The sequence below is a fragment of the Stappia sp. genome, assembly GCF_965276915.1.
Taxonomy (GTDB): Bacteria; Pseudomonadota; Alphaproteobacteria; order Rhizobiales; family Stappiaceae; genus Stappia.
On record NZ_OZ255709.1, the window covers coordinates 2726683 to 2744150 of the forward strand.

The window sequence follows — 17468 nt, forward strand, 5'->3', positions numbered from 1 at the left end:
CCTGCCAGAGGCCTGCCAGGAGCCTGCCAGGGTCGTGACCGGCCGTGATCGCCGGCACCGCGTTTGAACGGGCGCCACAGATGCCGAACGAGACGCACAAGCGCACGGTTCTTTTCCTGCAGGGGCCACCCTCCGATTTTCCGCGCGTTGTCGCCGACGAGTTGGAGCGGCTGGGTCACCGCGCCTTACGCATCAACCTGAGCCTTGCCGACTGGTTGCTCTGGCATGACCGGCGCTGCACGACCTATCGCGGACGGCTGGAGGATTGGCCGTCCTTCCTGGAAGGCTACGTTGACGCCCATGCGGTGACGGACATCGTCTTCTACCAGGACCGGTTCCCCTATCACTCGGCGGCTCTCGCCATCGCCCAGCGGCGCGGCCTGCGTGCGGTCGCCTACGAAAACGGCTATCTGCGCCCGGACTGGATCACGGCGGAGCTTGACGGCATGTCGGCCCGCTCGCTGTTTCCCGAGGATATGGAGGCGATCCGCGCCACGGCCACCCGGCTGGAGCCGGTCGACCTGGGCGTGCGCTATCGGCACCCGTTCTGGCTCGAGGCGGCGCACGAGGTGGTCTTCCATCTTCTCAACGTGGTCGGGGTTCTCTTCCATCCGCATTTCACCCAGGACAAGTTCTATCATCCGTTCTTCGAGTACCTGGCAATGGTGCCGCGGCTGGTCTTCGCGCGGCGGCGCGACCGGCTCGCCAACACGTTGATCGCCGACCTGATCGAATCCAGGTGTCCCTATTTCGTGTTCCCGCTGCAGCTTCAGAGCGACTACCAGCTTCGCTACAATTCGCAGTTCGCTCATCTCGCGGAGGCGCTCGACAAGGTGCTGGCGTCCTTTTCGGCGAACGCGCACATGGCCGCGCATCTGGTCGTCAAGATCCACCCGATGGACCAGGGCATCGAGCCCTGGGGAAGGATCGTGCGTCAGCTCGCGCGCAAGCACCGGGTCAAGCACCGGGTGCATGTGGTCGATGGCGGGCAACTGGTCACCCTTCTTGAACACGCGTCGGGAGCCCTGATGGTCAACAGCACGACCGGCCTGCACGCGGTGCGCATCGGTTGCCCGGTCAAGGTCCTCGGCGTCGCCGTCTATGACATGCCCGGCCTGACCTGCCAGTTGCCCCTCGACAGGTTCTGGCGCACGCCGCAGGCGCCCGACGCCGGCGTCTACGAAGCTGTCCAGCGGCTGATGGGCCACGCGATCCAGATCCAGGGAAATTTCTTCACCCACGAGGGCAAGCTGGCGGCGGCGCGCGAACTCGCCAGGCGCGTGTCGCTCGATCTTGTCAACCAGCCGGACGGGGCGGTGCGGCCGGCGCCGCGCGCCGACCGGGCACGGGCGCTCGGCATTCCGATGAGCTTCGACGAGGAAATGGCCGCGCGCGGCCGGATAGGGCGGTGGTGGCGTGCCTGGCGGGGATGACGGGCAGATGCCGGCCGGAGGGGAAGGCGAAGGCATGACGGCCGGCCGGCGGCATTTCCTGTTCCTGCAAGGACCGCTGTCGCCGCTGTACCGCCGCATCGGCGCGCGGCTTGGCCAGGCCGGCCACCGCGTCTCGCGGGTCAATTTCTGCGCCGGCGACTGGCTGCACTGGCACGGGCGGGGAACGGAATGCTGGCGCGGGCCGCTTGCCGGATGGCCGGATGCGGTTGCCCGGCGGATCGCCGGCGAGGCCGTGAGCGACCTTGTCCTGCACGGCGACACGCGGCCCTATCACCGGCCGGCGGTGCTGGCGGCCGAAGCGGCGGGGATTGCCGTCCATGTGACGGAGCTGGGCCTGCTGCGTCCGGGCTTCATGACGCTCGAGCGCGGCGGACTGGCGACGCTGAGCCGTTTTCCCGAGGATCCCGCCGCCATTCGCGACATCGCCGGTGCTGCGGGCGAACCGGATCTGTCGCCGCGCTTTCCCGCATCCTTCGCACTGGAGGCCTGGCAGGACCTTTCCTATCATCTGCCCAATGTCGCGGCGGCTCCGTTCTTCCCGCATTACCGCCGTCACACGCCGCTGCATCCCTTGCACGACTACGCGCTCTGGCTGAAGCGTCTCGCCACGGCCCCGGGACGGCGCCGGATCGCGGCGCGCCGGCAGGCGGGGCTGCTGGCCGATCCGCGACCCTTCTTCGTGCTGCCGCTGCAGGTCGAGGGGGACTACCAGATTGTCGCGCACTCGCCCTTCGCCTCCATGCGCGAGGCGCTGGCGTTTGTCGTGGGCGACTTCCTCGACAACGCACCGGAGGAGGCGCGCCTTGTCGTCAAGACGCATCCGCTCGACAACGGGTTCATCGACTGGGAGGGCGAACTCGATCGGCGGGGCGACGGCGAGCGGGTCGTGCTCCTCGACGGCGGGTCGCTCGATGCGCTTTGGCCCCGGGTTTCCGGCCTCGTCACCGTCAATTCGACGGCGGGTCTCGACGGCTTGCGCAAGGGCGTGCCGGTCAAGACGCTCGTCCCGGCGCTCTACGACATCGACGGAATGACGCATCGCGGCGATCTCGCGAGCTTCTGGCGGGCGCCGACGCCTCCCGACATGACCCTCGCGGGAGACTTTATCAAGGCGCTGGCGGCGGCCACGCAGCTGCGCGGCTCGATCCACAGCAGGGAAGGGCTCAAGACCGCCGTCGAGACGATATCGGCGCGCCTTCTGGAGGGAGGTCCGTCCGCCCCGAGCAGTTCCGCCGAACCGCCGCGTCTTGCCCGGGCCCGCGCCCTGGGGGTGAGACTGTGACCCGCGATCCCGCATCCGGTCCGGCAACCGGCGAGCCGACACCTGTGCCGCGGGTTCGCCGATGGCGGGTGGCCGACAGGGAGATGCTGCGGCATGCGCGGGCGCTTTCCGCTGTCCTGGCAGCGCCTGTCAAAGGTCTGGCGGATGCCCCTCGCAAGGGCGAGGGCGTCCTGGTGGCTCCGGACCAGGAGGGGCTCCCGGGTCTTGCGGGGGCCGCACGCGCCGTTGGTGTGCCGTTGGCGCTGGTCGTCACCGCGTCCCTCCGGGCGCCCGCGCCCTTTGGCGAGGACACGCTCGCGGTCCTGGTGCTGCCGCTCGATCCGCTGATCGAGGGCGGAGAAAGCAACATCGCCGGGGTGTTGCGGCCATTCGCCCGCCGGCCGGCGACGGGCGCGCTCGCGGCTGCCTGCCGCACCGCCCTTGGCACGGTGCTGGGAGAGGTTGCGGGCGCCGAGGCGGAAGACCTCGCCGCCGGCCTTGTGCCGCGCGCCATGCTGTATCCCTCGCCCTATGACCGGAACCGGGCGCTCGGCTTTGCCGGGGCGGCCGGAGCCGTTGCGGCCTTCGCGCGCCGCGCCGGGATCTCCGACCGTCCGCTGTTCTGCTTCGGCGCCAAGTCCTGGAACCACGCCTCGATCCGCGCGGCATATGCCGCCGATCCGGAGCGCTTCACATTCTGCGGTGATGCGAACGAGGCCATCGGCAAGGCGCGGGCGGAAGGCGGGCGGGTGCTGGGATGGGCCGCCGGCGTCACGCAGGAGATCGAGGCGCGGGCCGGCGAGGCGGGCGTGGATCTCTGGCGCATCGAGGACGGGTTCCTGCGTTCCGTCGGCCTGGGGGCCGGCCTTGCGCGGGGGGCGTCCGTCGCCTTCGACGACGAGGGGATCTATTTCGACGCCACGCGGCCAAGCCGGATGGAACGCCTGCTCGCCGCCCGGCAACTTAATGAGGCCGAACGGGCGAGGGCGGCCGACCTGCTGGAGCTCCTGCGTGCGGCGCGCATGACGAAATACAACGTCTCGGGGAAGGCGGCACTGCCCGAGGTGCCGGGGGACCGCGAGGTGCTGCTCGTGCCCGGACAGGTGGCGGACGATGCCGGGGTGCGCCGTTCGCTTTCCGATGTGATCGGTTGCGCCACCTGCGACAACGTCAATCTTGAGCTGTTGCGGGCGGTGCGGGCGCGCAACCCTGAGGCCCATATCCTCTACAAGCCGCATCCCGATGTCGAGGCGGGCCTGCGCAAGGGGCGGCTCGATCCGGCCGCACTGGCGGGCCTCGCCGACCAGGTGGTCGCGGGATGCGACATTCTCGAGCTTGTCGGACTTGCCGACCGGGTCGAGACGTTTTCGTCGCTGAGCGGATTCGAGGCGCTGCTGCGCGGCCGCCCCGTGACGGTCTACGGCATGCCGTTTTATGCCGGCTGGGGCCTGACGCGCGACCTGACGGACAACGCCCGGCGCACCCGCCGGCTCGACCTTGAAACGCTCGCCCACGTCGCCTTCATCGACTATCCGCTGACGGTCGACCCGCTGAGCCTGCAACCCTGCACGCCGGAATTCCTGGTCTCGCGGCTTGCCGCGCAACGCGGCAGCAGGTGGCACGCGACCATGCAGCGCCTGCGCCAGGAGCTCTCCTGGCTGGGCCGCAAACTGGGCATCTAGGATCGTTTTCCAGGGCGAAAGCGGCCGTGCGATCGCGACGGGGCTCGCGGGTCAGCTGTCCTGGCGCACGCTCTTCACCAGCGAGGAAAAGCCCACGTTCTCGCGTGCCATCGCTGCAAGTTCCTCGGCGGTGGCATCGACCGCCCGGTCGATCTGCTCGCCGCTGTGCTCGCTGGTGATGAAGAAGCGGATGCGCGCCGATTTCTCCGCGACGGCGGGAAAGACGATCGGCAGCGCGTTGATGCGCCGGGCAAGCAGCCGGTTGGAGAGGGTCGCCGCGCCGATGGAATCGCCGACGATCACCGGAATGACGCTGAGGCCCGCGCTCGGGCCGGTGTTGAGACCCGCCGCGCGGGCCCGCTCGATGAAGCGGCGACCGTTTTCGGCAAGCCGTCGCACCCGCTCCGGCTCGCGCGCCATCACCTCGGCGGAGGCGATGGCGGCGCCGGCCAGCGCCGGCGACAGGCCGACCGAGAAGACGAAACCGGGGGCGGTCGCCCGCAGGTAATCGCAAAGCGCCCTGGAACCGGCGATGTAGCCGCCGCAGGCCGAGAAGGTCTTGGATAACGTCCCCATCCACATCTCGATGCTTGCCGGATCGACGTTGAAATGCTCGGCAAGCCCGCGCCCGGTCTCGCCCAGCACTCCGACGGAATGCGCCTCGTCGACGAGCAGCCAGCAGTCGAAATTCTGCTTTAGGCGGAGCAGGTGCGGCAGGTCGGGAAAATCCCCGTCCATGCTGTAGATGCCTTCGACGACGATGAGGACGTGATCGTATTTGTGCCGGTTCTGCGCCAGCAGTTCTTCAAGCGCGTGAAGGTCCCCATGCGGGAAGTTCATGCGCGTCGCCGCTGACAGGCGTGCGCCTTCGGTGACCGAGTTGTGGACGAGGGAGTCGGTGAGGATGAGATCGCCCGACTTCATCAGGTGCCCGATGACCGTGACGTTGGTCGCATGCCCGCTGACCATCACCACCGCGTCCTCGACGCCGTGGATGCGCGCCAGGCACTGCTCCAGCTCCCGGTGGATGGGTCGTTCCCCGGCAACCACCCGGCTGGCCGAGGCGCTGGTGCCGTAGGTTTCGATCGCCCGGGCCGCCGCAGCGTTGACCTGCGGGTGGCCGTTCAGGCCGAGATAATTGTAGGAGGCGAAATTGTCGTAGGTCTCGCCGTCGATGACGGTGGTGGCGCCGGCAACGCCCGCATGGGCGCGGAAAAACGGGTTGTCGAGGCCGATCATCTCCGCCGCCGCGCGGTGCATCCGCAACTGACGGAACTGCGGCAGGCTGGAGAAGTCGAAGGCGGCGGGCCCCGGCGGCGGCGCCTGCCGTGCGGCGCGCGCGGGTTGCCGGTCGCGGGCGGCCTTGTGGCCGGCGCGCAGGCTGGCGACCAGCTGCTTGCGCGCGTCGCCCGAACCGCTCGTCCCGTCCTTGCTCAACTTACTGCCTTTCGCTGTCTTTCCCGGCCGGGCGGGATGAGTTTCTCACAGCAGCGAGCGCATGTCGCGCGTGCGCTGCTCGACCTCGGCGGCCACGTCGGCAAGTGCTTCGGCGTCCTCGAAGGCCTCTTCGCCCAGATGCTGTATCGCATTGGCGCGGGCCTCGCCCGACAGGACATCGCCGCTGCCGCCTATCACCTGGTCGGTGATGCGGGCCGCCATGTCGCTCAATGTCGCGCCATTGGCCAGAGACATCAGCGGAATATCGATGCCGAACTGCCGTTCGGCCGCCATCCTGAGCTCCAGCGCCATGAGCGAATCCATGCCCACCTCGGTCAGCGGCCTGGCCGGATCGATGTCGTCCTCGCCGATCCTCAGGATGCGGCCGATCTCGATCGCCAGCAACTTGCAGATCCGGGCGATTGCCGAGGCGCGGTCAAGCCCCTTGACGAGGGCGGCAAGGTCGACGGTGCCGCCTTCGCCGTCCGTCTCGTCGCCTGCGTGAATGCCGAGCCGTTCCGCATAGGGCGTTGCCAGCAGCACCAGGTCGCGCCGGGCCGCCGCCCAGTCGATGCGCGCGTACCCAACGGCGGCGCTCGCGACGTCGTCCTGCGGCAGCGCCATCAGGGCGGCAAGCCCGTCGAGCGCCTCGTCGGCGCTCAGCGCATGACGCCCAAGCTTGCGCGCGAGCTTGTCGCCGACATCGGCGTTGCGCGCCAGGTAGCCGGCATCCGAGATCGCCCCCCAGGCAACCGCGAGAGCCGGGAGCCCTTGCGCCCTGCGCCGCGCGGCAAGGCCTTCCAGATAGCCGTTGGCGGCGACGTAGTTGGCCTGGCCGGGATTGCCGACCAGCGTCGTCGCCGAGGAAAACATCACGAAGTGGCACAGCGGATCGTCCCGCGTCAGCCGGTCGAGCAGTTCCGCGCCGCGCACTTTCGGGGCGAGCACCGCGTCGAGCTGGTCGCGCGTGAGATTGGCCATCAGGGTGTCGTGCAGCACCATCGCGGTGTGGAAGACGCCCGCAATCGACCCGGCCTCCGCGCGCACCGCGTCAAGCGCGGCCGAGACCGCCGCTTCGTCGGTCGCATCGCACGCATGTCCGATGATCGTGACGCCCCGGGCCGCCATCTCCTCGATGAGGGCCGCCGCCTCCGGCGTCGTCGCGCCGCGCCGCGACAGGACGTCGATCCGGCCCGCGCCCATCCCGGCAAGCCGGCGGATCAGGGCCGCGCCGAAGCCGCCGAAGCCGCCGGCCACGACCTGGCTGGCGCCGGCCGCGAGACGAACGGGGGCAAGCGCCCCGGCTGTCTCTCCGGCAAGCGGGGCCGCGGGCGGGCGGATGACGATCTTGCCGATATGTCCGGCCTGCTGCATCAGGCGGAAGGCGGCGACGGCGTTGTCCGCCTCGAAGGCACGATGGGGAAGCGGGGCCAGCGCGCCGTCGGCGAACAGCTGCATCAACTCGCCGAGCAACCGCTCGGCAAGCGCCGGCTGGTGGATCAGCAACTGGTCGGCATCGATGCCGAAATAGCTGAGATTGCGCCGGAACGGGCGCAGGCCCAGATGGGTGTTCTCGTAATAGTCGCGCTTGCCCAGTTCCAGGAACCGGCCGAAGGGCGCCAGCACCTCGATACTGCGCTCCATCGCCTCTCCGGACAGCGAGTTCAGCACCACCTCGACGCCCCTGCCGCCGGTCAGGCGCAGGACGTCTCCGGCAAAGGCGAGGGAGCGGGAATCGAGCACATGGTCGACGCCGAGCTGCTTGAGCAGGCTGCGCTTTTCCGGGCTGCCGGCGGTCGCGATGATGCGCGCGCCGATGTGCCGGGCAATCTGGATCGCGGCAAGGCCGACGCCGCCGGCGCCGCCATGGATGAGCACGGTCTCGTGCGGCTCCAGCCGCGCAAGGCGATGCAGCGCGTAATAGCTGGTCAGGAAGGCAACGGGGATTGTCGCCGCCGCCTCCGGGGAGAGGCCGTCCGGCGTCGCGGCGCAGCCCTTTTCCGAGACGGTGACATGGCTGGCGAAACAGGCCGGTGCGAAGGCGATCACCTTGTCGCCGACCTGAAGCCGCCGGGCGTCCGGTCCGGTGGCGACGACGGTGCCCGCGCATTCCATGCCAAGCGTCGGGCCGGCAAATCCGTCCTCGAGCGCTTCCTCGGGCAGCAGGCCGAGGGCCCACATCACATCGCGGAAGTTGAGACCGCTGGCCTCCACGGCGATCTCGATCTCGTCACCGACAAGGGACGGGCGCGGGCAGGGGTTCCAGCACAACCGGTCGAGCGACCCCTGCTGGGCGATGTCGAGCCGCAGGATCTCGCCCCGTTCATCCGGAACCCTGCCGGGTACGGCAAGCGGCGCGCCGCGCTCGACCCGCAGGCCGATGCGGCGGTCGCCGTCGACAACGATTTCCCGCTCCTCGTCATGCATGGCAAGCACGACCTCGCCGGCGATGCGCAAAGCGGCGGCACTCGGGTCGAGATCCCTGCGGATGTCGAGCAGATGTATCCTGGTCGTGGAGAACTCGTTGATGGCGACCCGGCCAAAAGCCCACACCGCCGACTGCGCCGGATCGGGCGCCGTGCCGGCGGCGGCGGCGCGCGCACCGTCCGGGGCGACGATCATCACCGGTGCGGACCGGGTGCCACCCGCCTTGAGAAGGCGCGTCAGCGACCAGACGCGACGCGAGGTCGTCGCCATTGCCTCGGAACTGTCGTCATAGGCGCCGGCGAGATGGATCACGCCATCGGCGGAAGCCGTGGCCAGGGGCGTTCCGTCCGCCCATGCCTCGGCATCGTCCAGGTCGACGGAGAGGACGCCCTTGATCGGAGCCGGCATGCCCGCCTCGATGCCGAGAGTGGCATCGATCCCGTGCGCCGACAGGGTTTCGCGCAACGCACCGGCAACGGCACGGCAGGGTTCCTCCGGGTCGCAGAGCACCAGGACGGACTGGCGAAGTTCGGCCGCCTCGCCGTTTCCGGTCGGGGCGGCGTCGCCGTTCGCCCTTCGCCGGCGGGCCGGCGGGGGAGCGGCTGCAATGAGCAGGCTCGCATCGACCTCCGCGCTTGCCAGCGGCAGACCGAGAGGATCGGCAAAGCCCAGAGCGGCAAGGTGCGCCGTCCAGTCGGCGCCCGCCATCAGCGGCGTCGAGGCGAATTCCGTTCCCGGAACAGCCGACCACCAGTCGGCGCCGGTGCCGAGGATCAGGTCGGTGTCGGTCGAGGGCGAACGCTCCACCGCGATCAATCGTCCCTCCGTGCCCATCATGGCGGCCAGATCCTGGAGGCGGTTGCCGCCAGGTACGCCAAGGCTGTCGCAGGTCACGATGAGGTCGTAGGGACCGTTTTCCGCGAGCGCATCCTCGCCAAGGGCGGCGAAACATGTCTGCGCCGCGCCGCGCCAGTTGCGGCGCAACCGCTCAAGGTCGCCGGACGAGGCATCGGTGACGGTCAACCGGCCGTTTCGACGGTCGAGTGCGGCATCCAGCGCCGCCGCGACGCCCGTGGCGCCGGCACCAAGCAGCAGGACCGAGAGGGGTCGCTCCGCGGGCCAGGAGGCAATGACGTCGCAGGTGATGTTGGCGCAAGCGGCCGCGAGCGCACGGGCGGACGGGTCCGCGTTGCGCCAGGCGGCAAGAAGGCCGCCGGCGAAATAGCCGGATGCACTGGGCGGCAGTCCGTCCCGCAGCAGGCCGGGCAACTCGTCGGCAAGGCGGGAGAGCAGTGTGGCGAGCGCGCCATGCGCCCCGGCGACGGAGATCAGCGTCTGCACCAGTGCTGCCGGGTCGAGCGCCGGATCCGGATCGTCGACGGTCCAGCCCTCGTCACTTTCGTGCGCAAGCTCGTGCCGGGCGAGAACATGCAGGAAATGCAGGGCGAACGGTGCGGCGCTCTCGTGCAGCCTGCCCGAGGTCACGAGCGTCGGGATCTCGGCCGGTCCATCGCCGAGAATATCGAAGAGCGCATGTTGCGTGACCGTTCTGGCCAGCGCATCGGCAAGCAGGGCTGCGTCGCTCGGGTCGAATTCGGAGCCGGCTTCGCGGCCGATGCCGAAGGCCACCGCCTGCGCGCCGATTTCCGTGGTTGCGAAGGTCGCGGCCGGCAGGGCGGCGCCGGAGGCGAGCAGGCGCGGCGCCAGCCGGTAGTGGAAGCCTTCGTCGCCGGAGGACAGCTCGAATTGCACGGACTTGAAGCGAACCCCGCCAAAGCGTGCGACGACCGCGCCGTCCGCGTCGCGATAGGTGAAGTTCGCGACGATCGAGCGCTTGCTCGCCTTTTCCACGCGGACGTCCGCGCAAACCGGCAGGCGGGAGGAGGCGAACAGCTCGATGGACCCGAAGCGAACGGGGAGGAAGCCGCTCTTGTCGGCAGTGCTCCGCTCGCCAAGCAGGGCGAACAGCCCGTGGAAGCCGGCATCCGCGAGCGCGGGGTGCAAGGCGAAGATGTCAGGGTCGGGCGAGGTCGCCGGCGCGCGCAGGTCCAGCCGCACATCCTGCCGGCCGGTCAGCCGCGCCGCGCTGGCAAGGCGGAAGGCGGGGCCATAGTCGAGCCCGTGTTCCATCGTCAGTCGGTAGATGGTCTCCTCGTCGACAGGGACAGCGGCGTCATCGGCCGTCCGCTCCTCGACAACGTCCTCGGGGACTGACAGCGTGCGGAACCCGGCCTTGGCATGCAGCGACCAGTCGGCGCCCGCCAGCCTTGGCCGGCTGTGGATCTCGATCACCCGGTCGTCCGGCGACAGGCGAACGCGTGTCTCGTGGGATTTGCCCTCGTCCAGAAGCAGCGGCCGGAGGATCTCGAAATCCCGGATCTCGGCCTGCTCCGCGCCCGTCCAGTCCAGCGTTGCCCGCAGCGCCATCTCGACGAAGCCGGCCGCGGGGAACACGGTGGCGCTCTCCACCTTGTGGTCGGCCAGGAACGGCAGCAGGTCCGTGTCGATCAGGTTGAACCACTCGGCCGTGTCCGGCCGCAGGCGCGTGCCGGCCAGCGGCCAGCCGCCGCCATTCGTGCCCGAAACGCGCTCCTCGGTCACCGGCGTGACGAATGCCGTGAGTTGCCAGGGATAGAGCGGCAGCTGGGGCAAATGTGCACCTTCCGCCCCGACATAGCGATCAAGATCGGGCATGCCGCCATGGGCAACGATGCGGGCGGCGAGCGTGTCGATGCTCTCAGGCTCGGCATCGGCCTTGGGAACGTCGAACGTTGCCAGCACCGCGGTCTGGTTGCCCGCCGCACGCAGCACGTCGCGGATATAGGTGGTGAGCAACGGCTTCGGGCCGATCTCGACGATCAGGTCGACGGGTTGCTCTGCAAGCCGTTCCACGGCTTCGGCGAAGCGGACCGGCCTGCGGACATTCTCCCACCAGTAGCTCGCGTCCGGGCGGATCGCATCCGTTTCCGGCGTCACCGCCGACAGGAAGGGGATCGCCGCCGGTGCGCAGGCGATCTCGCCGAGCGCGGCCCGCAAGGGCTCCTCGATCGGATCGACCAGCGCGCTGTGGAACGGATAGGCGATGTTGAGCTTGCGCAACGCCCAGCGTTTCTTGCGGGCGATCCGGGCGAAGGCGTCGATGCTGTCGACCGGGCCGGAAATCGTCACGCTGCGCGGAGAATTGACGGCCGACACCTCGATGCCGGAAAGGCCGGCTTCGTCGATGGCCGCGCGTGCCTCGGCCTCGGGCAGCAGCAGCGCCGCCATGCCGCCGAGGTGGCGGACCACTTCCTGCTGTGTCGATCTTGCGTGGATGATGCGGGTGGCGCTCGCCAGATCGAGCATGCCCGCGCACCATGCGGCCGCGACCTCTCCGACGCTGTGACCGACGACGGCCTGCGGTTCAAGGCCGCGCTCCTTCAGCGCGCTGACAAGCGCGACCTGGACCGCGAAGAGCAACGGCTGGGCGATCTCGGTGCGCTCGATCTCCCCTTGCAGGTCCTTCGAGAACAGCATCGTCACCAACGACCAGCCGGAAACGGCCATGAAATGCCTGTCGACACCCTCCAGCGCCTTGCGGAAACCGGGATCCCTGGAATAGGCGGCCTGGCCCATGCCCGCCCATTGCGAACCGTTGCCGGAAAACGCGAAGGCGACCCCGCGCGTGCGCGGCGCGGTCTTGCCTTCGACCGCGGCCGGTGCGTCCCGTCCGTCGGCGAAGGCGGCGAGGGCCGCCTGCTTGGTGGCCGGGTCGCCGAGAACGACGAGCCGATGGTCATGCAGGTCCCGCCGGCGAACGGCCGCGTCCGCGATTGCACCCGCCGGCGGGGTGTCGTCCTGCGCGAGCAGGCTCGCATAGCCTCTGGCGAGGTCCTTGAGCGCGGCTTGCGAGCGGGCCGAAATGACCAGGGGCGCCGTGTCGGGGACGGCGGTCTGCGGAATGCCGAGGGCTTCGACGTCGCCGATCACGGTGTGGGCGTTGGTGCCGCCGAAACCGAAGGAATTGATGCCGGCGAGGCGCCGGCCGGGTCCGCGGGCAAGTTCAACCGCCTGCGCGGCAACCGTCAGGTTGAGGGCATCGAAGTCGATGTTCGGGTTCGGCGTGTCGAAATGCAGGGACCGGGGCAGGAGGTCGTTCTGCAGGGCCAGCACCGACTTGAGGATGCCGACCAGTCCGGAGACCGGCTCCAGATGGCCGACATTGGTCTTCACCGACCCGATCGGCAGCGGCGCGCTCCGGTTCCGGCCGATTTCCGTGCCGAGCGCCGTCGCCTCGGCCGGGTCTCCGACCTGTGTTCCCGTGCCATGCGCCTCGACGAAGGCAAGGTCGTCCGGCGCGACGCCGAGGTCGCGATAGATCGTGCGCAGCAAGGTGGCCTGGGCGGGGGAGGAGGGCAGCGACAGCCCCGCCGTGCGGCCGTCGGCATTGATGCCGCTGGCCATGATGCGGGCGCGCGGCTCGCGCGCGGTGGTGTCTCTCTGCAGGATCATCGCGACGGCGCCCTCGGAGCGCACATAGCCGTCGCCGGATGCGTCGAAGGCCCGGCACAGGCCCTGCGGCGACAGCATCGAGGCGCGCGAGAAGCCGATGAAGGAGAACGGGCTGAGCAGGAGATTGACGCCGGCGACGATGGCGGTGTCGATCTGTCCGTTCTCGATGGCGCTGACCGCCTGGTGCAGGGCCACCAGCGAGGAGGAGCAGGCGGTGTCCAGCGTGAAGCTGGGGCCGCGCAGGTCGAAGATGTAGGAGACGCGGTTGGAGATGATCGACAGGGTGTTGCCGGTCATCGTCTGCATGTCGACGGCGGGCAGGTCGAACAGCAGTCGCTGGTGATAATCGAGCCCCGACGCGCCGACATAGACGCCCGTCTGGCTGCCGGCCAGGTCCGACGGCCTCAGGCCTGAATTCTCGATTGCCTCCCACACCACCTGCAAGAGCAGGCGCTGCTGCGGATCGATCTGCGCGGCCTCGCGCGGCGAAATGCCGAAAAACGCGGCGTCGAAGCCCCACACATCGTCGATCTGGCCGGCGGCGAAGGTGTGGCTGCGGCCCGACGTGTTCGGCCGCGGATGGTAGAAATTGCGCGGGTCGAAACGGTCGCGGCCGACCTGCGTGACGGCGCAGGTGCCGGTTTCCAGCAAGTGCCAGAAGTCGTCCACGGACGCCGCGCCGGGCAGGCGTGCGGCATATCCCGTGATGACTGTGTTCCGTGCAAGCAGCGACATTCAGCGATTCTTCCGTAGCGCGGTGTCCGTGGCCCGGACCGAGACCGGGATCGCACGGGCAAAGCGGCAGCGCCTGCGTGAGGATTTCGGCAACACGGTTCCCGAAATCTCCGGTCCGTACGCCCTCCACGCCGCGAGGCGACCGATTCACATGACAGTTTACCGGGACGTGACGCCTGTTGGGAGGTGACGGACCCGGTTTCGGTTCTAGCGTAAACGAGACACCGGGCAAAGCGTCCACAATATGGCGATTGTGCGTTGCAGCATGAATTTCGACAGAGGATTGCCGCCACGTTTTCAGCCTGCTGGTGAAACCGACAGGTGTTTCCGACCTCACACGTCTTCGGCTGCGTTGCGCCTGAGGAGGTGCTGTTCCCATTCGATCGCGTGGCGTGCGATCACGTCGATATCGTTCAGCGCCGGCTGCCAGCCGAGCAGGTCCCGGATGGCGGTGCTGTCGGCGATGACGCTGCCCAGGTCGCCCGGACGTCGCGGCCCGTACTCGACCGGAAAGTCGGAGCCGGTGGCGCGCCTGACCGCCTCGATGGTCTCCAGCACCGTGTAGCCCCTGCCATAGCCGCAATTGAGCGTGAAGCTCTCCGGATTGGTCCGCAGCCGCTTAAGCGCCAGATAGTGCGCCTCGACAAGATCGCCGACATGGATGAAATCGCGTTCGGCCGTGCCGTCGCGGGTCGCGTAATCGGTGCCGAAGACGGTCATGCCCTTTCGCGTGCCAAGAGCCGCTTCGCAGGCGACTTTCAGCAGATGTGTGGCGCCGCGCGTGGAATGGCCGGTGCGCCCCTGCGGATCCGCGCCCGCGACGTTGAAATAGCGCAGTGCGGCGTGGCGAAGCGGGCCGGCGGCCGAGATGTCGCGCAGCATGGTCTCGACCATCAGCTTGGACGCGCCATAGGGCGTCGTCGGCAGCGCGGGGGTGGCTTCCGATACCGGACCCGCGCCAACCTCGCCATAGACGGCCGCGGTGGAGGAGAAGAGCACCGTCCCGATCCCGGCGGCGAGGCAGTTCTCGACAAGGGCCAGCGTCGCGCAGGTGTTGTTGCGGTAGTATTTCGCCGGATTTTCCAGCGATTCCGGGACGGAAACGGAGCCCGCGAAATGAATGACCGCGTCCACGGGGGCAAGCGAGAGCACCTGGCGAAGTGCGTCCGGGTCGCCGACCTCGCCCTGGACGAAGCCGGCAGCGCCGGGGACGGACCACTGGTGTCCGGTGGCAAGACTGTCGAGAACGACCACGTCCTCGCCGGCGTCGAGCAGGTGCCAGGCCATGTGGCTGCCAATATAGCCGGCGCCGCCGGTCACCAGAACTGCCATGCGCTCACTCCCTCGCCGTTCATCGCTGCCGCCGGTTCGCGGACTGTGTCCGATGGCCGGGCTCCGTCGTGTTAGCGGGTTGACAAACCGGTGGCAAGCGCACAGGAACGCTGCCGGACGAACGCGATCCCGGTCCGCGCCTCGCCTCCGTGGAAGGGCGTGCCGGCACCGTGTCCGTCCCGGGATGGCGGCAGGCCACTCCGCCTCCAGCAGCAAGACGGGTTTCCGGATTTGGCCGCGGCTCGCGCGCTTGCCGGGTTCCGGCCGTCACGCACGTTCCGGCCCCCGGAGGGGCAGATTCCAGGAGCACACATGCGCATTGCAATGATTGGCACCGGCTATGTCGGCCTGGTTTCCGGCGTCTGCTTTTCCGAGTTCGGCTTCGATGTCACCTGCGTCGACATCGACGCGGCGAAGATCGAGAGGCTCAATGCCGGCGAGGTCCCTATCTATGAACCCGGCCTCGATGCGCTGATCGAGCGGAACCTCGAGGAAAAGCGTCTTTCCTTCACGACCGACCTCGATGCGGCGGTCGCTGCCGCCGACGTGGTGTTCATCGCCGTGGGAACGCCGTCCCGGCGCGGCGACGGAGAGGCCGACCTGACCTATGTGTTCGCCGCCGCGCGGCAGGTCGCAAAGGCCATGCGTCCGGGCACCGTCGTGGTGATCAAGTCGACGGTCGTCGTGGGGACCTGTCGCAAGGTCGCCGAGATCATCCGGGAGGAGCGCCCCGGTGTCGACTTCTCCATCGCCTCCAACCCGGAATTCCTGCGCGAGGGATCCGCGATCGAGGATTTCATGCGCCCCGACCGGGTGGTGACGGGAGCCGAGGACGAGCGCGCGGAGAACGCGCTGCGCCGTCTCTACCGGCCGCTCTACCTGCGCGAGACGCCGATTCTGGTCACGTCGCTGGAGAATGCCGAACTGACGAAATATGCCGCAAACGCCTTCCTGGCGCTGAAGATCACCTTCATCAACGAGATCGCCAATCTTTGCGAGAAGGTCGGGGCGGACGTGCAGAAGGTCGCAAGCGGTATTGGCCTCGACAACCGCATTGGCGGAAAGTTTCTCCATGCAGGCCCCGGCTTCGGCGGCTCCTGTTTTCCCAAGGATACGACAGCGCTGGCGGCGACAGGCCAGCGGCACGGAGCCCCCTTGCGTCTGGTGGAGACCACAATCGAGGTCAACGAGGCCCGCAAGCGCGACATGGCGAACCGCGTGCTGGCGGCTCTCGGCCCGCAGGTCGCGGGCAAGCGCGTCGGCATTCTGGGAATCGCCTTCAAGCCGAACACGGACGATGTCCGCGACGCGCCCTCGCTGGTAATCGTGCCGGCGCTCCAGGCCGCCGGCGTGGAGGTCGTCGCCCATGACCCGGAGGCCCGTGGCCAGGCCGAACCGCTGCTTCCCGGGCTGGGATGGCGCGACAATCCCTATGACGTCGCGGACGGTGTGGACGTGCTCGCCGTCGTCACCGAGTGGAACGCCTATCGCGGCCTCGACCTTGGCGAAATCGCGCGGCGCATGAGCGGCCGCAGCGTGGTCGACATGCGCAACATCTGGCAGGCGGCCGATGTCACTGCGGCCGGCCTCGACTATCAGGGGATCGGCAAGCCTGCGCGCAAGGCGGACTGAGCGATCCGCGCATGGCCTTGGCAACGACTGGAGAAAGGCTGATGCCGATGACGGACGACATGCTGGCGCTGCGCGATCTGTGCCTTGAGGCGGGGCAGGTTCTGCTCGAATGCTTTCATGCCGGCGTCAAGGTCGAGAGCAAGGCCGACGAGAGCCCCGTGACCGAGGCCGACCGGCGGGCGGAAGCGGTGATCCTTGCAGGGCTTGCGCGCCTCTTTCCCGATATCCCGGTGATTGCCGAGGAAGCCATGGCGGGCGGTCTGCAGCCGGAAATCGGCGACCGCTTCTTTCTTGTCGATCCGCTTGACGGGACACGCGAGTTCATCTCCGGAAACGGGGATTTCACGGTCAATATCGCGCTTGTCGAGAAGGGCGTGCCGGTCCTGGGAGCCGTCTTCGCGCCCTTGCGCGGATCGTTCTTCGCCGGCGCGCTGGGCGCGGGGGCGTTCGAGCAGGCGTTCGACCAGGCCGGCAACGCGACCGGCGCGGCGCGTCCGCTCAAGGTGCGTGACAGTCGGGATGCCCTTCCTGTCGCAGTCGCCAGCCGCTCGCACCGCGACGCGAAGACCGACGGCCTGCTGAAGGTCCTCGGCGTTGCCGACACGGTGAGTGTCGGATCCTCGCTGAAATTCTGCCTGGTGGCGCGGGGAGAGGCGGATTTCTATCCGCGTTTCGGCCGGACCATGGAATGGGACACCGCTGCCGGACATGCCGTTCTCGTCGCTGCCGGCGGTCATGTACGCGGGCTCGACGGCAGTCCCTTCGCTTATGGCAAGCGTAACCTGCCGGACGACGCGGACTTCGCCAATCCCGGCTTTCTTGCCGCCGGCGGGGAGGCGCTGATCGCATCCGCCGCCGCTGCGGTCTCCGGAGCATTGGCAAATACTGCCGAATGACAGAGATTTTTTAAGGAGTGCCCTTTGTCGGCAATCCTGTTTCTCGCGCATCGCCCTGATGCTGCTTAAGTCGTGATCCATGAGCTGTCGAGGGATTGGCGAACGATGTCTTGCCACGGGT

Annotated in this window: 8 protein-coding genes; 5 read left to right on the forward strand and 3 right to left on the reverse strand. The window is 68.7% G+C overall.

The genetic code is table 11. The features are described from left to right. The first annotated feature begins 80 nt into the window (after positions 1-80). From ACQY46_RS12680 to ACQY46_RS12690, 3 genes are all read left to right on the forward strand, one after another. Complete coding sequence (locus tag ACQY46_RS12680; RefSeq protein ID WP_428696402.1) at positions 81-1433, forward strand: capsule biosynthesis protein; 1353 nt, start codon at positions 81-83, stop codon at positions 1431-1433. A 34-nt stretch (positions 1434-1467) separates the two neighbouring features. Continuing rightward, positions 1468-2736, forward strand: a complete 1269-nt coding sequence (locus tag ACQY46_RS12685; protein ID WP_428696403.1) for a capsule biosynthesis protein — start codon at positions 1468-1470, stop codon at positions 2734-2736. Between the two features lie 173 nt (positions 2737-2909). Then, a complete protein-coding gene (locus ACQY46_RS12690; RefSeq protein WP_428696404.1) occupies positions 2910-4397 on the forward strand; it encodes a hypothetical protein in 1488 nt (495 codons plus the stop codon). A 51-nt stretch (positions 4398-4448) separates the two neighbouring features. Here ACQY46_RS12690 and ACQY46_RS12695 read toward each other — a convergent pair whose 3' ends face one another. From ACQY46_RS12695 to galE, 3 genes are all read right to left on the reverse strand, one after another. Beyond that, positions 4449-5834 (reverse strand): aminotransferase class I/II-fold pyridoxal phosphate-dependent enzyme, encoded by a 1386-nt coding sequence (locus ACQY46_RS12695; protein ID WP_428696405.1) that lies wholly within the window; start codon positions 5832-5834, stop codon positions 4449-4451. 45 nt (positions 5835-5879) lie between these two features. Then, the gene (locus tag ACQY46_RS12700; protein ID WP_428696406.1) at positions 5880-13487 is read right to left on the reverse strand and encodes an SDR family NAD(P)-dependent oxidoreductase; all 7608 of its coding nucleotides are present in this window, start codon (positions 13485-13487) and stop codon (positions 5880-5882) included. A 333-nt stretch (positions 13488-13820) separates the two neighbouring features. After that, entirely contained in the window at positions 13821-14819 is a 999-nt protein-coding gene (gene galE / locus ACQY46_RS12705; RefSeq protein ID WP_428696407.1) for a UDP-glucose 4-epimerase GalE, read from the reverse strand. 312 nt (positions 14820-15131) lie between these two features. Between galE and ACQY46_RS12710 the strand changes: the two genes are divergently transcribed. Both ACQY46_RS12710 and cysQ read left to right on the forward strand, forming a co-directional pair. Then, positions 15132-16451, forward strand: a complete 1320-nt coding sequence (locus ACQY46_RS12710; RefSeq protein WP_428696408.1) for a UDP-glucose dehydrogenase family protein — start codon at positions 15132-15134, stop codon at positions 16449-16451. A 41-nt stretch (positions 16452-16492) separates the two neighbouring features. Next, the gene (cysQ, locus tag ACQY46_RS12715) at positions 16493-17347 is read left to right on the forward strand and encodes a 3'(2'),5'-bisphosphate nucleotidase CysQ (protein ID WP_428696409.1); all 855 of its coding nucleotides are present in this window, start codon (positions 16493-16495) and stop codon (positions 17345-17347) included. Positions 17348-17468: the final 121 nt, after the last annotated feature.